This is a genomic window from Verrucomicrobiia bacterium (assembly GCA_035629175.1).
Taxonomy (GTDB): Bacteria; Verrucomicrobiota; Verrucomicrobiia; order Limisphaerales; family DASXHY01; genus DASXHY01.
Genome location: DASPIL010000101.1, coordinates 1 through 18,702 on the forward strand (window position 1 = coordinate 1; position 18,702 = coordinate 18,702).

7 protein-coding genes are annotated in these 18,702 nt (G+C 59.1%); 6 read left to right on the forward strand and 1 reads right to left on the reverse strand.

Annotated elements, in window-relative coordinates; genetic code table 11:
• Positions 1-13: 13 nt before the first annotated feature.
• The gene (locus VEH04_18440) at positions 14-961 is read right to left on the reverse strand and encodes an IS1595 family transposase (GenBank protein HYG24754.1); all 948 of its coding nucleotides are present in this window, start codon (positions 959-961) and stop codon (positions 14-16) included.
• A 307-nt stretch (positions 962-1,268) separates the two neighbouring features.
• On the opposite strand from VEH04_18440, the gene VEH04_18445 reads away from it, so the two are divergent.
• The 6 genes from VEH04_18445 to VEH04_18470 all read left to right on the forward strand — a co-directional run.
• Positions 1,269-2,399, forward strand: a complete 1,131-nt coding sequence (locus tag VEH04_18445) for a substrate-binding domain-containing protein (GenBank protein HYG24755.1) — start codon at positions 1,269-1,271, stop codon at positions 2,397-2,399.
• Between the two features lie 131 nt (positions 2,400-2,530).
• Complete coding sequence (locus tag VEH04_18450) at positions 2,531-3,736, forward strand: substrate-binding domain-containing protein (GenBank protein HYG24756.1); 1,206 nt, start codon at positions 2,531-2,533, stop codon at positions 3,734-3,736.
• Between the two features lie 293 nt (positions 3,737-4,029).
• Positions 4,030-4,953 (forward strand): prepilin-type N-terminal cleavage/methylation domain-containing protein, encoded by a 924-nt coding sequence (locus VEH04_18455; protein ID HYG24757.1) that lies wholly within the window; start codon positions 4,030-4,032, stop codon positions 4,951-4,953.
• A 115-nt stretch (positions 4,954-5,068) separates the two neighbouring features.
• Positions 5,069-9,283: a hypothetical protein gene (locus tag VEH04_18460; GenBank protein HYG24758.1), complete on the forward strand. Its 4,215-nt coding sequence runs from the start codon at positions 5,069-5,071 to the stop codon at positions 9,281-9,283.
• Between the two features lie 98 nt (positions 9,284-9,381).
• The gene (locus VEH04_18465; protein HYG24759.1) at positions 9,382-11,526 is read left to right on the forward strand and encodes a family 16 glycoside hydrolase; all 2,145 of its coding nucleotides are present in this window, start codon (positions 9,382-9,384) and stop codon (positions 11,524-11,526) included.
• Positions 11,523-18,702, forward strand: a 7,180-nt coding sequence (locus tag VEH04_18470) for a lamin tail domain-containing protein (GenBank protein ID HYG24760.1), incomplete at its 3' end; no start/stop codon positions are given. The genes VEH04_18465 and VEH04_18470, both read left to right, overlap by 4 nt.

Here is an 18,702-nt window from a genome sequence, read left to right on the forward strand (position 1 = left end):
CGGGCTTATATATTTAGCAAACGCAGGAAACCTGGCGGTAGGTGAGCCGTTTGTTTTCGATCAACTGGCCAAACCCTTTCAGGCGGGTGCCATCGGTTTGATGGCGGGTGTTCCAGCGGAAAGCGAATTCATTGGCGTATCGAGCTAAGTGCTCGCGGGAAATATGATGCCAGGCTCCAATAATGGCTCTTTTAAGCAGCGAAAAGAAAGATTCGGCGGTGTTGGTGGAAGCCTTTGAACCGTCCTGATTGTTTCGCTGATACTCTTGCCGAGAGTGATTCACAGTCTGGTGCTCCTTCCATTGCTTCAACGGGTTCTTGTAACCGGGGTGCTCGTCTGTATTCACCACCGCTTCCTTGCTGACGCACTCAGAAAGCGCTGCCCCAAGGTTCTTCTGCGTTACCGAAGCAATCACCTTCACCCGTGCGAGGCCATCGCGCTGTACCAGTGCGACTACGGGCGTTTTCGGTTTGGCTCTGGGTCCCACAAACGTCTCATCCACTTCCACCGTCCCGGTGAGCTTCGGCTCCGTCGCAGGGTCGGCTGTCATGGCATGCCGGATCCGGTGACACATAAACCAGGCCGTCTTGTAGGTAACCCCAATCATTCGGTGAACCTGATTAGCGCTGATCGATTTCTTCGACGAGCACAGGAGCGATAGTGCCATTACCCATTTCGACATCGGGACATGAGAACGCTCCAGAATCGTTCCAACAGTCACAGTAAATTGTTTCCGGCAGGCCCCGCAGAAATAAACGCCCTTGCGAACCCCTTTGCGGCTCGTGCTTTGTGCCTCCAATTTGGAAATTCGTTTGTCGCCGGCGTTCTTGCAGCGGGGACACACTGGACCGTTTGGCCAGCGCCAAGCTTCCAGAAGATCTCGAGCTTTGGTTTCATCGCCGAGCGCCTGAAATGAATCCGCCAGTACGCATGCTTCAGCCTTATTCTTTGAGGTTTCCATGCCACCGAGCCTATGCAGCACCCTCGGACATCCGCGGTCCAAGCGTTTGCTAAATATATAAGCCCGAGCGAAGCTCACTCCCGTGTAGCGGTGACTTTCGTGATGAAGAACGGGCCGAGCGGGGTTGAGCACAAATGTCCAAGAAAAAGCACAATTTTCCACATCCCTCCAGCGCCGCTCGAAGTCATTATACGAAGCGTCAATCAGGATGAACCTCAGGCGCCACGTGCGCCATTCGCCCGGGTGCGGCAGGAGCGGAGATGCTCACCCCGGCGGCAGGTAAGTCCGTAAACCAGATCCGAACATCGTGGAACAACTGCCCAGGCGGACCAATCTGGCATCGGAGACTGCGGCGACGCTGAAAGAGTGGATCAACAACGGCGTGCTGCGGGACGTCCTTCCCGGTGAGTTGCAACTCAAGGCGCGATTGTGCGTGGGTCGCGACACGTTGAGGCTCGGGTTAAAGCTGCTCGCCGACGAAGGCTGGATTTCGCCAGCAGTGAAAGGCCAGCAGCGCCGGATTCATATTCCCTGCAACTCAACTCCCCCTCCCAATCGAACTGCCCCGCTGCTTCCGGTCACGTTTCTCTCGCCGCACCCCGTTGAAGCCAGGGTAACGCTGCTGGAACTGGAAGAGACTCAGGTGCGCCTCGCTGAACAGGGACGGAATCTCCGGTTCGTTGCGCCCGATATCTTTCACCTGAACAATCCGGACAGCCGCCTCGAACGGCTGGTGCGCGAGAATCCGTCGGCCGCCTGGATTTTATACGCGGCCTCGGAACCCATGCAGCGGTGGTTCGAGAAAAGGAAGATCCCGACGTTGATCTACGGTTCTCCGTTTCCGGACGTAACTCTTCCGTTCGTGGTCAGCGATTGGGAAGCAGCCGCATTCCATGCAGGTATTCAGCTGGTGCGGCAGGGGCACAGAATCATCGGAGCCATGGAATACCGCGAACGTTTCCCCGGCGTGCTGGCGCAGGAACGCGGACTCCAGCGTGCGCTCGATACAGTTTCGGAACGCGGGCGATTGCTGCGATTCGCGGACGATCGAACTCCGGAATCCGTCGCGCGTGCGCTTGATTCGGCCTTCAACCTTTCCACCCGGCCGACTGCCCTGGTTTTGACCTATGCGTCCCAGCTCCTGACCTGTTACTCATGGTTTGTCGCGAAAGGCATTCGCGTGCCGGGCGATCTCTCGGTGATATCGCTGGTGAACGACAGCTGGCTGAACGAGTTGTACCCGTCCGTTTGTTATTATCGGCCTGATACGAAGCACATGGCGCGCAGCATTGCACAGCGCGTTCTTGAACTCGTCGACACCGGCCGCACGACGCGGAAATCGATTCGCATCCCACTCGACTATGTTCCAGGGGCGAGCATCGGCCCCGCTGCGCAAAGCGCGGCGGTCCTGGCGGAACAGTTGTCCAACACACGTTAGTTATATTGGCGGCTTAATGGCCGCGCGGATTTTTAATGAAGGGCGCTGCCTGTCTTGAATCCCGACAGGTGGATTGCTCTTAAAATTTTGAAGTTTTAACATAAGGTCACCGCATCACACGAACCCGACGCTTGGAACAGCCCGATCCATTCAGTTCCTGGTTGCCCCCGTCTTCTCCCCGTGAGCATCAGGATGCTCGCGACGCGACGCCTGACGGGGCGTTGCACCTGCCGAAGCGCGTCAGCCTGGTCGATCAGACCGCCGCCACATTGAAGGCCTGGATTACTTCGGGCATGCTGCTGGAGGTCATCCCGGGTGAGTTGCAGTTGAAACGCCGGCTCGGCGTCGGACGCGATACGCTGCGGCTGGCATTGGCGATCCTGGCGCGGGAAGGCTGGGTAACGAATCCGGAGAAGGGTTGTCAGCGGCGTGTGCGCAGCGTGCCCGAACGCAAGCGTTCCGCGGCTGTCATGCAGCAGCTCCCCGTCACATTTCTGTCGCCGAACGCGATCGAGACGCGCGTCACACTGCTGGAAATGCAGGACACGCAAACCCAGCTTGCGGCGCACGGGCGGCACCTGCGGTTTGTATCGCCCGCGGCATTGTTCCAGGCCCGGAACCCTGAACGGCAGCTCGAACAACTGGTCATCAGCAACCCATCGGCCGCCTGGGTTTTGTTCATCACGAACGAAGCCATTCAACGATGGTTTGAAAAGCGTGGGATTCCGGCATTCCTTTACGAGCTGCCGTATCCTGGCGTGAACCTTCCGTATGTGGCGCCAGATTGGGAAGGCGCAGCGTTTCACGCGGCGCTGCATCTGGCCCGCAACGGACATCGGCTGATCGGGCTTCTGGAATTCCAGGAACGGCGCCCTGGAATCATCGCGGATGAACGCGGATTGGAACGCGGGCTCGCAGCGGCGGGTTTCGGTGGACGCATGATTCCATTCAAGGATGACCGCACGCCGGCGTCGGTGGGACGTTCCCTCGAAATCGCGTTTTCTTTGCGAGAGCGGCCGACGGCATTGGTCGTGAGCCGGGCATCACAGTTGTTGACTTGCTATTCATGGCTGGCGGCACGAGGTATTCGTGTGCCTGCTGACGTTTCCCTGATCTGCCTGGCGAACGACAGCTGGTTCACACATCTGTATCCGTCCATTACGCATTACGAGCCGGACTCGAAACTCATGTCGCGCAGCATTGCCGAGCGTGTGCTTGACCTGGTCTCGACGGGCCAATCGCAACGTAAATCGATGAAGATTCAATTGAACTTTTGTCCCGGCGGAACCGTTGGAACCGCGCCTGAAACCGGCGCGTTGCTTCGCTCTGAATCATGAAACGAAAAACATCCATTCAGGTGCCGCCAGTCTCAGTTGGAATGCACCATTCCGCCGCCTGTCTTGTTTGCCGACAGGTGGATTCAACTTCCATCGTGCCGCATTCAGCGTGAAATACATGTCGTCTCCTCATCATCAGCATTATTGCACGTGCGGGCATGGGGAGTTTCCAAACAAACGCGTGACAGATGAACCGGCAGGATCAAGTCGCTGCGATAAAAAATCAGAGGCTTTGTCAAACGCGCCTCAAGTCCCACACAAACCGAATCGAGCAGAAACCTAGAGGAACCCACGTGAAGCCGAAATATTTTCATAACGTGACACACACGCGCAGGTCGTCCCCGCGCAACCCCGGCCGCGCTGCGGCGGGATCGGGATTTACATTGATCGAACTGCTTGTGGTGATTGCCATCATCGCGATCCTTGCAGCGATGCTGTTGCCGGCGCTTGCCAAGGCGAAGGCCAAGGCGCAGCAGATCAGTTGCATGAACAACAGCAAGCAACTGATCCTGGCGACACTCATGTATGCCGGAGACTTCGGCGACAAGTTCGTGCCGAATGAGGATGATGACGCTGCAGCGGCGCCGAAGGGGCACGGCTGGGTTTATGGCGACGCCGGTGTCGGCGGCACGGCGGAATTCAATCCCGAGGTGATCAAGGATCCGGAACGCGCATTGTTGTCACCGTTCCTCGGCAAGAGCCTGCGCGTTTACAAGTGTCCCGCTGACCAGCGCACGGGTCCCTACAATTCCTTCCCGTATCCCTCAACGGTGCCGGCCGGAACAACGGTTGAGGCCTCCCGCACGATCTCCATGAACCAGGCGGTGGGAACCAGCTGTCCTGGCGCGGCAGGGGGCGCGGGCCACAGCGGCGTGCCGTCCGTTGCAGTCAGGGCTCCCCATCTCGGAAATCCTCCGACGATCAACCAGAGCTACAAGCGCTTTGCCAAGACGACCTCGTTTGGCCGCATCGGCGCCGCACAAATCTGGGTCTTCATTGATGAGGACGCCAAGAACCTGAACGACGGCGCATTCGCCTTCAAAATGAACCCGCTTTCCTGGGTCGACCTTCCCGGGACCTACCACAACAACGGCGGCGGCTTTGCCTTCGCTGATGGGCACGCTGAAATCAAGAAATGGAAGGCAACGATTCGAACGGGCGCCTCAAGCAACATTGACGCCCAATGGATGCACGATCGGACGAGCTACGCAAACTAAGGGAGTCGAACTTCGGCACCTTGAGAAAATCCTGTCCGAGCGGCAGGGGTTTCCGGCCGATATGGTTTCCCCAACCTTTAGAACCAAAAACCGCAATCAACCTCACCTCAAAAATATGAAGAGAACCCTGGTCCAAGTTGGTTTGATTCTGCTGACCGCCAGTATGGCGAGGGCAGACTTCGATCCCGTACCATTGACTCCGGGCAGTTTCACCGCCGACGTGGTGGTGGAAAAAACCGCGCCTCAACCTTTCCGCGATTATACAACCGCGAGCCAGGATGGCGGCACGAACAACGATTCCAATGTCTGGTTTGAACGCGGATACGACCCCACGCGGCCAGGAGTCGGTCTGCCTCCAGCCGGATCTACATTCACCGCGCAGGCGGATGCAAATCGCACCTTTCGAATGGCGGCCAGTTACGCAACGAACAATGCGGTCCTGTTGACCACGAATGGCCATCCCACTGCGACCGTGACATTCACCGCACCCGCTGCGGCGAGCGTCCTGTCGGTGCTGAATACCATCAGCGGCGGCAACACCGACGTCAGCTACACCGTTCATTACCAGGGCGGCGCGACCCAGGCCGGAACAATCTCGTTCTACGATTGGTTCGACAACACGGCCGCCACGATTGCACTCATGCCGGGCGGCCGGGTGAACGTGGGGAACGGACAGATGAACCAGGGCAGCAATGCCAAGATCTTCTATTCCGATATCTTCCTGAGCGACACCACGACGCCAGTAACGCATGTCGTCTTCACGACCACGTCAGGCAATCGCATTGTGCTTCTGGGTGTCAGCCGATCCACGGACGGTTCGACATTCACGCCAGCGACTGTGAGCGGATTTAACCGCGACATGGTCGTTGAGGCAACTGCCCCGGTCGTGGGAAGCCTTCTGGGACACAACAACGTGATCATGGATAGCGGCGCGACCAATTTGACCGGCAACACGTGGTACGAAATGGGTTTCCACCGCGGCGCTCCGCTCACCGGTTTGCCCCTGGCCGGAACAAACATTTCAGGCGGCAATCCTCTGATGACCTTCACGATGCCCGCCAATTACGCTGCGAGCAACGTGCTGTATCTCGGGAATTATGACGGCTACAAGAGCGGCACGCTGACCCTCAACAGTCCGGCGCCTTACACCTCCCTTTCATTCCTGAACGCGGCTGGAAACGGACCCGCAGGAATATCAGCGACCATCTATTACGCCGATTCGACCTCCGAAACGATCGTCTTTTCATCCCGCGACTGGTTCAATCAAGCCGGCGCGTTTTATACGACGGCGGGCCGGTTCCATGTAGGCAACCTCGGCCTCAATGACGTCAACTCTTCAAATCCCGACTTGCACACCAACATTGTCCAGCTCGCGAACACCGAGAGCCCGGTGACGCATATCGACTTCCTTTGGGGAGACGGCGGCCGCTCCATGATCTTCGCTGTGGCTGGCCAGAGCAACCCGGGCGGTGTCTTCTCCCCTGTAACCGTCAGCGGTTTCAATGCGGACGGCGTCGTGGAAAGGTCGGCGAATCGTTTCACCTCCCCCTACTACGCTTCAACGACCGCGACCATGGACGGCGGCACGAACTTCAGCCAGTCCGTCAACAATCTGAACACCTGGTATGAAGCGGGATATTATCGCGGCCGCCCGGATACCGGTTTGCCGCCTGCCGGCTCGCTGATCACCAGCCTCGCGCTGCCTGATCATCATTACAGGATGCCTCCGAGCTATACGGCGAATAACGCCGTCTTTGTGGATGCAACAATCACTAACGCCAATCTCACCCTCGCTACACCCGCCACTTACTCGGCCCTTTCGTTCCTGAGCACATGCGCCAACGGACGCGTGACGAATCAGGTGGTGATGCAATACATGGATGGCACGTCGGAAACGAACACGTTCGTGTCGCAGGATTGGTTCGGGCAAACGCCTTACGCCTTCACATCGCGCGGCCGGGTGGACGTGCAGAGGCAAACGCTCGACAACGTTGGCAGCGACAATCCACGCCTTTACGAAGCGCAATTCGCACTCGCCAACACTTCCAGCCCCGTGACCAATATCGTCCTCAGGTTCCTGGGTTCCCAAAACGCCAATGGGCGCATGTTCGTCTTCGCTGTGAGCGGAACGGCCGGCGCGGTGCCTCCGATCATCTTGTCCGTTTCGGCGACTCCCACAGGCAAGGTCTTCGAAGGTTCCGTGGTGACTTTCAATGCCGTCATCACGGGCGGCACGACGCCGATCTCATATCAGTGGCAGAAGGGAACCAACAACGTCTTCGTTGACGTCGTGAACGGCGGGAATGTCTCGGGTGCCACGACGACGAACCTCGTGATCACCCCGACGCTGAGCGACGCAGCCGACTACCGCCTTGTTGCGTTCAATTCTGCCGGCACGGTCAACAGCGCAACGGTCACCATGCCGACGCTCCTCTCGACGTTGTCGGACGTCACCGCCCCGGGTGATAACATCCAGATCTACGCCGGCTCGACGCCGTTCAGTGGCGAAACCGTGCCGCGCGCGATTGACAACGACACGGCAAAATACCTGAGCGTCGATCCCGATGATCAGGCGCCCTTTGACCCGGTGGGTTTCGTTGTTCAGCCTTCGATGGGCAACACCATCGTGTCCGCTCTGCGCTTCTACACAGCAAACGACGCTGAAGGACGCGACCCGTCGAGCTTCACGCTCGAAGGATCGCTCGACGGCGCCAACTTCAACCCCATCACTTCGGGAGCACTGGCGCTTCCAGCTGGCCGCAATGCCGGCGGTTCCCCGGTGAACCCTCTGACGCAAAACATCCAGGAAGTGCGGTTCGCCAATGCAGCAGGTTATTCGTATTACCGCCTGACGCTGAACACCACCAAGGAAAACGGCACGCTGATGCAGATCGGTGAAGTTGAATTCCTCGGAGTTGTGAACCCGAACTCGCCTCCGAACTTCGTCGTCTCTCCGACCAACACCATGGGCAATGAAGGCGCCAGCGCGACCTTCTATTCCACCGCTGTTGGACCCGGCCCGATCACCTATCAATGGTACAACGTCACTGCAGGGGAACCTGGAGTCGCGATCGGTGGTCAGACGGGCCAGAACCTCACCCTCAACGGATTGACCTTGGCGCAGAACGGAACCATGTATCGCGTGGTTGCAACCAATCCGTACGGCTCCACCACCAATCCGGCGACGATTCTTCCCGCAGCTCAGCTGACGGTCTCCAGCGGCGGCATCTCCTATGTTGAAGATCTCCCCGCCGAAATCCTGTTCTACGTTGGACGAACCGTTTCGCTGCACACGGTAGTCAGCGGAACTGCTCCTTCCTACCAGTGGCAAAAGGACGGAGTTAACCTCGTCAACAACGCGCGCTTTAGCGGCGTGAACAGCAACATCCTGACAATCGCGAACATCCAGTTTGGCGACCAGGGCGTCTACAGGCTTCTGAGCTCCAACGAGGTCAGCGGCGTTGCGTCATCTGTGGAATCGACGGTCTCGGTGGCCGCGGTTGCCGAGTTCAACGACGACGGCCTGGGCTGGACCGTGAACAACGGTGGACTCGTCTCGGGAGACGTGTTCTTCGTGACATCCGCGGGCAATCAGCGGACGAGCGGCTTCTTCAACACGCCGCTCTACATCGGCGGCTTCGAAGCGTCCTTCCTCTATCAGGACGTTGAGACTGCAAATATACGTGCCGACGGCATCGCCTTCGTGCTGCACAACGCGACTGAGGGCGCTTCGGCTCTCGGCGGCGGTGGCGGCGGGGTCGGCTACTCTGGCATCAATCCGAGTGCGGCAATTCTGTTCAACATCTACACGAACGGCGGCGCGCCCTCGGGTTTTGCATTCACCAGCAATGGCATCACTGGCGGAACCAACTTCACAACCACGGGAGCAGTCAACATCGACAGTGGCGATCCGATTCAGATCAACATCCGCTACACCGATGGAACGCTCAGCCTGAGCTTCAGCAACCAGGTAACCGCCGCGACATTCAGGACGAACCTGTTCGTTGGCGATCTGTCGGTTCCTGCGGGCGGGTCCACCGCATATGTGGGCATCACGGGCGCCTCAGGCGGTTTCCCATCGCAGCAGCGCGTCAGCAACTTCCGTTACGTCCCGCTGCCGACGGCAGACATCGATCGGTCGGGATCGTCGCTGGTCCTGACCTGGCCGGCCTCAGTCGGCGGCTACGCTGTGCAATCCAGGACAAACCTCGCGACTGGCGCGTGGGCTCCGGTGAACACCGCGATCACACAATCGAACAACCTGAACCGAGCCACTGTCACGCCCGCGGCATCGGCCGAGTTCTTCCGGCTGGCTCTGCCGGTGGAATAAACTGAACGTCCGTGCGGATCCGCTGGAACACTGTGGACGCACAACAATGAACACGGGCCGGGGAGTCAACGCTCCCCGGCCCTTTTTTTCCCGCGCCAGTGCCTGAACTCAATGCAATCATGACCATGCTCAACAGCAACCATTCCGGCTGCGAGACAGCCTGCCGAAACATTTCCACGCGCCAGCATTCTGCTTCGACGCACACATGCCGGGCTGCAGCCCTAGAAACCGCGTTTGCTGTTGCGGCGTTTGCGCTGTCGCTTCCGCTAACGACGTTTGCCGCCGGCCGAACCGCGGTCGCACACAGCGCGGAGGGCGAGCCGAATTTCCTCCTGGGCACGGTAGCCGCTCCCTCGAAAACAGATTCTGCGACGGCAGCCACGATCTCGCTCGTGAGCGGCCGCAGCGATGGGAACGGTGCCGGGATTGCGGCGTTGAACGATGGCATGCTGCCCACCGAAGCCGACGAGCCATCGCGCAATTTCTTTTTCGCGCCGGAAACAGATGGCGGACGCATCCTGGTTGATCTCCGCTCCGTCACGGAGATCAAGGCAATCAACACGTATTCATGGCACCCGACAGACCGCGGCCCGCAGGTGTATCAACTATTCGCCAGTGATGGCGCTGCGCCCGGATTCACGCCAGGGCCCGAACGCGGATCAAATCTCACAAACAGCGGCTGGAAATTGATTGCCGATGTCGACACGCGGATCAGCGGCGGCGGACAGCATTGCGTCTCAACGGCAGCCGCCGAAGGCATCCTCGGCAGTTATCGCTATATTCTCTTTGACATTTCGCGAACCGAAAGCGGCGCGCCGTTCGACAATACGTTCTACAGCGAAATCGATGTGATCGGCGCGAATGATGCCGCCAGCACCAACACTCCGGAAAGTCTGATCGCGTTGAAATCGGCCGATGGCTATTGCGATATCAGCATCGATGTTTCGGAAGCCTCCGATCTGCGCGAGTGGGCGGAACGGAGACTCGCGCCGGTGCTGGCCGAGTGGTTCCCGAAAATTGTGGCATTGCTGCCGAGCGAAGGTTATGAAGCACCCAGGCGGTTCAGCGTCACGTTCAAGCCAATGGACGGCGTGGCGTTTGCGTCGGGAAATCGTATCACGGCCAACTCCGAATGGATCCGTCGCGAGCTCGATGGCGAGGCGATTGGTGCGCTCGTGCATGAAGTGGTCCATGTGGTACAGCATCCGTCCCGCGGCAGGCGTGCCACAGGCGGGCGACGCTCTCCCGGCTGGCTGGTCGAAGGCGTGCCGGATTACATCCGCTTCTTCCTGTTTGAGCCCCACACGCACGGCGCGGACCTTCTCTGGATTAAGGCGCGGCCCAACATGAACTTGAATCACGACGCGCGGTATCGCGTCACTGCCAACTTCCTGAATTACGTTGTTGAAAACTACGATCCGGAAAAGTCGCTGATTGCGCGCATCAACGCCGCCTGCCGCGAGGGCCGTTACGAAGACGAGCTCTGGCAGGAGTTCACGGGAAAACCGCTTTCCGAACTCAACGATGAATGGAAGGCAGCTGTTCGCGAGCGGATCGAGGCAGCAAACCGCCCGAACGTGCTCACCGAATCGGAGATTTCCCAGGGATGGCAGCTGCTTTTCACAGGAACGAATCTCTCGGGCTGGCATACGTTCAAACGCGAAGATGTGCGGCCGGGATGGCAGGTGAAGGACGGCGCGCTGGTGTGTGTGGATCCAAAGAACGCTGGCGACCTCGTGACCCGAGAAAAGTTCGAAGCCTTCGAACTCGAACTCGAATACAACATTTCGCCGGCGGGGAACAGCGGCATCCTGTTTCATGTCACCGACGAAGGCGGCGCCGTGTGGGCGACGGGTCCCGAGTTTCAATTGGAGGATAACGCCAAGGCTGCCGATCCCCAGCGTTGCGGCTGGCTCTACGCGCTGTATCGGCCGCAAAACGATCCACGCAACGGCAAACCGATTGATGCCACGCTGCCCGCCGGAAAATGGAACCATGTGCGCCTCGTGATCACGCCAGAAAACTGCGAACACTGGATTAATGGCGTCAAATATTTCGATTACGTGCTGGATGGCGATGACTTCCGCAAGCGTGTCGCCGCGAGCAAATTCTCGCGCATGCCATTGTTTGCCAAGGCTCGCAGCGGATACATCGCGCTACAGGGAGATCATGGCGAGGTCTCGTTCCGCAGCATTAAAATCCGCCGCGTCGACAAGCAATTCCAGACCAGCGCTGCCGAATGAAGTTTCCACGATTGCGCTCCGCCGCCCTGCTGCTCGCGTCGGCCGCGACCGCCTGTGCGGCAGACATGACTCCGATCCCGGTCACTGGATTCAACATTGATGTGGTGGTTGAAAACACCGCAGGAGCGCCGCCCTATGCTGTCGCCGAAACCTTCAACCCGGGGGAGAATCTGGCGTTTTACCAGGCTGGGTTGCCTGGAAAGACGCAGGGACTGCCTGCATCCGGCAGCTTTGTGAGCGCGGTGGGCGATGGAACCACGTTCCAGTTCGCACCCTACACCCAGAACAATGCGCTCGTATTAAGCGGAAACACAGGATTGTCGTCAGGCGCACTCACGCTGGTCACGCCAAAGATCTATCAGCGCATCGCGATCATCGCGAACTCCGGTGGCGGAGGAGGCCAGCCGGCGTTGACGCTGCACTTCTCGGATGGGACGACCCACACGACGACCTACAACGCGCCCGACTGGTTTGGAAACAGCGGTTACGCACTGCAGGCCGTCGAGCGCATTCATCTTCTCAACGGCAGCACTTCCGGGGGGTCAAGCAACCCGCGCTTCTACCAGACAACCCTTTCGCTTGCCGCTCTGCTCGGACCGACAAACAAGCCGCTGACCCGCCTCACCTTTCACAAGGCTCCATCTGCGGGATCCACGGGAATCTACGCCATCAGCGGTGAACCCGCCCCACCCTCTCCGGCGGCAATCGTTGCGGATCCTGTTGATGCCATCGTGCCTGAATTGGAAAGCGTTACGTTCAATGCCGTCACGGCAGGAAATCCGCAACCCGCGTTTCAATGGTTGCGAAACGATCTCCGAATTCCGGGAGCCACCAACCCCGCGTACACCATCAGCCGGGTTTCTCTGACCAACCACTCGGCCCTTTTCCGTCTCGTCGTTTCGAACCGCATCAATGCGATTTCCCACGTGGCGACGAGCGCACCCGCGCAGCTCAGCGTCATTGCCGACACCACCAAACCGCTGCTCTTATCGGCGGACACACGCGGGCTTTCGCAAGTGCTGGTGCGATTCTCCGAACGCATCAGCGCGGCATCCGCGACGCAGCTTGCCCATTATTCGATCATGGGAACCAATGCCGCCGTGATCCTGCAAGGTGCAACGCTGGATGCTTCCCAGAGCAACGTGATCCTGGCGGTGAGCGGTTTGATCGACCGCGCGCATTACATAGTTGCTGTCAACAATGTCGCGGATCAATCAGCAGCGGGAAATCTCATCGTGCCCAACTCGCAGGCTGCTTTTATTGCAACCGCCTACTCAAGCATCCAGGTCGGCACTGGATTCGCGGAAGGTTTTCAAACCGCCGCGGGCAATGGATGGGATATTTCGGGCGCAGGCAAGGACGCCGGTGGAACAAACGATCAACTGCAGTTCAGTCATGTCCAGCGCACCGGAAACTTTGACGTCATGGTTCGAGTCGATTCCATGAACGCCCCTGACGCGTGGAGTGAAGCCGCCCTGCTCGCGCGACAGGACCTGGCACCCGGATCGCCGTTCGCCGGGACCATCGCAACGCCGACCCTCAGTGGTTGTTACTTTCAATCGCGGCTCGCCGCAGATGCAATGGCCACAGTTTCCGGTTCGGCGCCCGCAAATCATCCAAACACCTGGCTCAGGTTGAAGCGGGAAGGGAATGTGTTCACCGGCTACTCGGGCTTTGACGGACGGACGTGGACGCAGTTGGGCGCAAGCACGATCGCAATGCCGGCAACGGTTTACCTCGGGTTTGCCGTATCAAGTCATCACCCGCTCGAGTTCGCGACCGTGGCCTTTCGCGATTTCACAAATGCGATCGATTCAGGCGCCAGCCCGCCACTTCCAATCGAGCCGATCGGCCAGGCAAGCCATCGCACGAGCCTGGTGATTTCCGAGATCATGTATCATCCCACCAACACACAGTTGGAGTTTATTGAACTATTCAATTCACGCGGGGAACCCGAGGACCTTGGGGGCTTCCGATTGTCCGGCGACATCGAGTTCACCTTTCCTGCCGGAACGATGATTCCGGGAGGAGGTTTCGTCGTCATCGCACGATCACCGATGGCTATTGCCGCTGCGTACCAGCTCGAGGGAGTTCTTGGGCCGTTCGCAAACAGCCTGCCCAACAGCAGCGGCGTCGTGCAGTTGCTCAATCGAGTTGGCGCCGTGATGTTGGAAGTCGAATACAGCGATGATCCGCCGTGGCCCGCGGCCGCGGATGGCGCGGGGCATTCACTGGTGCTCGCGCGGGCTTCCTTCGGACAGAACGATCGGCGTGCCTGGGCCGCGAGCGACATGGCGGGCGGCTCTCCAAAACGCGCTGATTCGTTCACTCCGAGTCCATTGCGCAATATCTTCATCAATGAGTTTCTCGCGCACACGGATCCGCCCAACCTTGATTACATTGAGCTCTACAATCACAGCGCGCAGAGCGTTGATGTTTCCGGGTGCATCCTGAGCGATGACCCAGACGTTGCGAAGTTCATCATTCCACCCGGAACAAGCATTCCGCCGCAAGGGTTCGTCAGCTTCAACGAAAACGTACTCGGCTTTGCGCTCAGCGCCGACGGCGAAACGCTTTATCTGAGAAATCCAAACGGCGAGTTTGTCATCGATGCCGTGCGCTTCGACGGCCAGGAGAACGGCGTGGCCAGCGGACGATCCCCCGATGGCAGCAGCTCTATTTATCGCCTTGCTGGGAAGACACCCGGAACCAACAACGCTGCAATTTTGCGCAGCAGCGTGGTCATTCACGAAATCATGTATCACCCCGTCAGCGAGGACGATGACGAGCAGTTCCTCGAACTCTTCAATCGCACGGGTGCCGCCGTGAACCTTGGCGGCTGGACGCTCAGCGACGGCATCACCTTTACGTTCTCAAGCAACACCGTCATTGCGCCGCACGGATATGTTGTTGTCGCCCGCAATACCGAACGCCTGATTGCGGCACATCCCGCGCTGGATCCAGGAAAAATCGCGGGCACCTTCAGCGGCCGCCTGGCTGGAAGCGGTGAACGGGTCATTCTCAGCATGCCTGATGCGCTGCACAACGCGGACGGCACCGTCACACAGTTTCAAATACCCGTTGATGAGGTCGATTATGGAACGGGTGGAGAATGGCCGGAATGGGCGGATGGTGGCGGAAGCAGCCTGGAATTGATCGATCCCGATGCGAACGGCCGGCTCGCATCCAATTGGGCGGATAGCGACGAAACATCGAAAGCTCCGTGGAAAACGATTTCTGTGACGGGAACGCTGGACCACGGGAATGTCACAGCGGACCAGCTTCAGATCCTGTTGATGGGCGCGGGCGAATGCCTCGTCGATAACGTGCAGGTGCAGGTCAATGGTGTGAATCGCGTTTCCAACGGCGGCTTTGAATCCGGCGCCACTGGGTGGGTTGCGGAAGGGACGCACTCAGAATCCGGCCCAGAAAGCGGGGAGGGGTTCGGCGGCATCAAGTCGTATCGAATCCGCGCCAATGGACGCGGCGACAACCAGGTCAACCGCATTCGCACCGCGCTTACTGCTCCCGCATTTGGAGGCACCTCCAACGTGACGATCACTGCCGCCGTGCGGTGGCTCAGGGGCAGTCCTGAGATCCTCCTGCGCTTGCGCGGAAACTGGCTCGAATGCGCAGGCGAAATGACGCTCCCCGTCAACGCGGGATCGCCAGGCACCAGCAACAGCCGCACTGTCCCCAACGCAGCCCCTGCCCTTGCGGATGTCCAACATTCACCCGTTCTGCCGCAGGCCAATGAAGCGATTTCAGTCACCGCCAGGGTTAACGATCCGGACGGAGTGAACGCCGTGACGCTGCGTTACCGAATCGATCCTGCGATGAACCTCGCGCAAGTGGCAATGAACGACGACGGCACGCACGGTGACGCGGTGGCGAAGGATGGCATCTTCACTGCATTGATCCCCGGCCAGAGCAGCGGGACCACAATCGCGTTCCATGTCCAGGCAACCGACCGTCATTCGCCTGCAGCGACTGGAACATTCCCGCCCGTTTTTCCGGCTCGCGAATGTCTGGTGCGCGTTGGCGAATCGCAGCCAGCGGGCAGTTATCCCGTTTACCGGGTATGGATGACGGAGGCGACGCACAACACCTGGGCAGCGCGCCACGAACTGGACAACACGCCGCTGAACATCACGTTTGTTCTGGGCGATCGCCGCGCACTCTATCTCGCGAAGGGTCGATACGCTGGCAGTCCCTACATCGCTCCAGGTTATTCCAGTCCCACGAATGGCAGCTGCGGATATGCCATTGAATTCGCAAAGGATGAACCATTCCTGGGCGACACCGACCTCACGCTCGACTGGCCCGGCGGCCATGGCAATGAAACCACCGCGATTCAGGAGCAGATGGGCTATTGGATCGCTGACCGGCTGAACATCGCGTTCAGCCATCGCTACCTGATCCGGCTCCACGTGAACGGCATCACGGATGAAGCCCGCCGCACGGTTTTCGAGGCGGTGCAGCAACCGGGCGGTGACTTTGTTGAGCAATGGAGCCCTGCCGCTCCCGACGGAGACTTCTTCAAGATCGACCGTGCTTTTGAAATGGGCGATGGCAACAACCTTGTCGCCGATCCCATGCCACGGCTGGAGAATTACACCACGACTGGAGGCGCAAAGAAACGCGAACGGTATCGTTGGACTTTCCTCCGCCGTGGAGCCGATCGCGTCCATGATTTCACGAGCTTGTTTGCGCTGGTGGATGCATTGAACGCGCCCAAGCCCGAACCTTACACGTCTTCAACCCTGGGCCTCGTGGATGTGGAACAATGGATGCGCATCTTTGCAGTCGAACATATCATCGCAAACTTCGATTCCTACGGCCACGAAATCGGCAAGAACATGTACGCGTACAAGCCATTCGAAGGGAAATGGCAGCTCTACATGTTTGATCTCGACTGGCTGATGCTCGTTTCCTCCAGCCGTTATTCAGCGAGCACCGCTCCCCTCTTCGCCTCTGAAGATCCAACCATCAGCGCGATGTATGCGCATCCACCATTTGCGCGGGCGTATTGGCGGGCAGTGCGCGATTGCATCGACGGGCCGCTTGCGACGTTCAATTCAGTCATCGATGACAAGCGCCGCGCGCTTCTGGAAAACAACATTCGGTGGTGCGACGGCAGCACGCTGACCGATCCCGCGCCCGTGAAGAACTGGCTCGCCGAACGCCGCGCGTTCCTGCAGGGACAGCTCGCCGGCGTGCAGGCTCCTTTTCATCTGAACGCCTCCGTGCTGATCACGAATGGAGTTGGAATGATCAGCGGTTCTGCGCCTGTGGAACTCGGTTCCATCGCGGTCAACGGCGTGCCGTGGCCGGTCCGCTGGATTTCCGTAAACAGCTGGACTGCGACTCTTCCGCTGGCACCGGGCAATCAAGTTGTGAGCGTGGTCGGATTGGACATGAACGGCCAGCCGCTCCCGGGCATGAGCAACAGTGTTTCCGTGAACCATCCCGGACCCATTGCACCTGCCACTGGTTCAGTGGTGATCAACGAAATCATGTTCCGTCCGGCGACCACGAACGCTGAATACGTCGAGCTGTTCAACACGTCGACAGACCAGACATTCGATCTGTCGGGCTGGGAGTTCAACGGCCTGGGATATGTATTCCCGGCCGGAACATTTTTGGAACCGCGCGGCTTTCTCGTTCTTGCGCGGGATCGCACGGCCTTCATGTCTGCGCATGGCGGCGGCATTGGAGTCTTTGACACCTTTGCTGGCAGCCTGCAGGAGAACGGAGAAACATTAAGCCTGCTGCAACCCGCCGGCACCAACGCACCCGTTGTCGTCGATCGCGTGCGATACGAAACCAACGCACCGTGGCCCCACGCGAGGAATGGTGCCTCGCTTCAGTTGCGTGATGCATCACAGGACAACAGCCGCGTCGCGAACTGGACCGTGGGCGATTCCCCCCTGGAGTGGCGCCAGGTTTCCATCACCGGCATCGCGACCAGTTCGAGACTTTATGTTTACCTCACGTCCGCTGGCGACTTGTATCTGGACGACTTTCGGCTCGTCCGGGGTTCGAACCCGGATGCAGGGGCGAACCTGATCACCAATCCCGGGTTTGAAGCGCCGCTCTCGCAAGGCTGGGCCCTGACCGCCAACTTCGCCGCATCCAGCATCAGTTCGTCGATCAAGCGTTCGGGCAACTCAAGCCTTCACCTCGTTGCCGCGGCCGGCGGCAGCGGCGCTGGCAATGCGATGCTTCAAGACATTGCAGCGCCGCTCACAAATGGGCAGACATACTCCCTGAGTTTTTGGTATCGAGCCACAAGCAGCCGCGCGCCATTGGTGGTGCGGCTCTCGGGCGCCGGAGCCTCGGGAATCCTGGCAAACCTGATGCCCATGCTCATCGCAGGCGCAACGCCCGGAACCACAAACTCCGTCGCAAAATCGCTGCCGGCGTTTCCTGAGCTTTGGCTCAATGAGCTTCAGGCAGATAACACGAGCGGACCCGCCGACAACGCTGGCGAACGCGAGCCCTGGCTGGAACTTTTCAACGCGGGAACGAACGATCTCAGTCTCGGAGGCCTTTATCTTTCCGACTCTCCAACGAATTTGACTCGATGGAGTCTGCCCGCAGGCAGCCTGGGCGGGCGGGAATTTCGGGTCGTGTGGGCGGACGCACAGACAAACCAAACCAGCGGCGAGATGCTTCACGCCAGCTTCCGAATATCGTCGGGATCGGGAGGCCTCTACCTGTCGCAGTTGATCAGCAACGAAACGCGGGTCCTCGATTACCTGAATTATGAAGCGGTTCCCGCGAACTGGACCTACGGCGATTTCCCTGACGGACAGCCCTTCTACCGCCGCACTATGTTCGTTGCCACGCCGGGAGCGGCGAACAGCAGCGCATCGCCGCCAGTCACTGTGTTCATCAACGAATGGATGGCTGACAATACGCGCACGTTGAGTGACCCTGCCGATGGCGGTTTTGAGGATTGGTTCGAACTCTATAATCCAGGTGCACTCCCCGCCGACCTGGGCGGGTATTACCTCACCGATTCCCTGGCCAACAAGACGAAGTTTCAGATTCCAAACAACGGCCGTTACGTGATTCCGCCGGGCGGATTCCTCCTTGTATGGGCTGACGACGAAGCGATTCAAAACAGCACTAACAGTGCGGACCTCCACGCAACTTTTGCACTGAGCAAGG

What these genes read in the sequence shown, in the direction of transcription:
- VEH04_18440 (HYG24754.1), bottom strand. Translation starts at nt 961, where the DNA reads ATGGAAACCTCAAAGAATAAGGCTGAAGCATGCGTACTGGCGGATTCA.
- VEH04_18460 (HYG24758.1), top strand. Translation starts at nt 5,069, where the DNA reads ATGAAGAGAACCCTGGTCCAAGTTGGTTTGATTCTGCTGACCGCCAGT.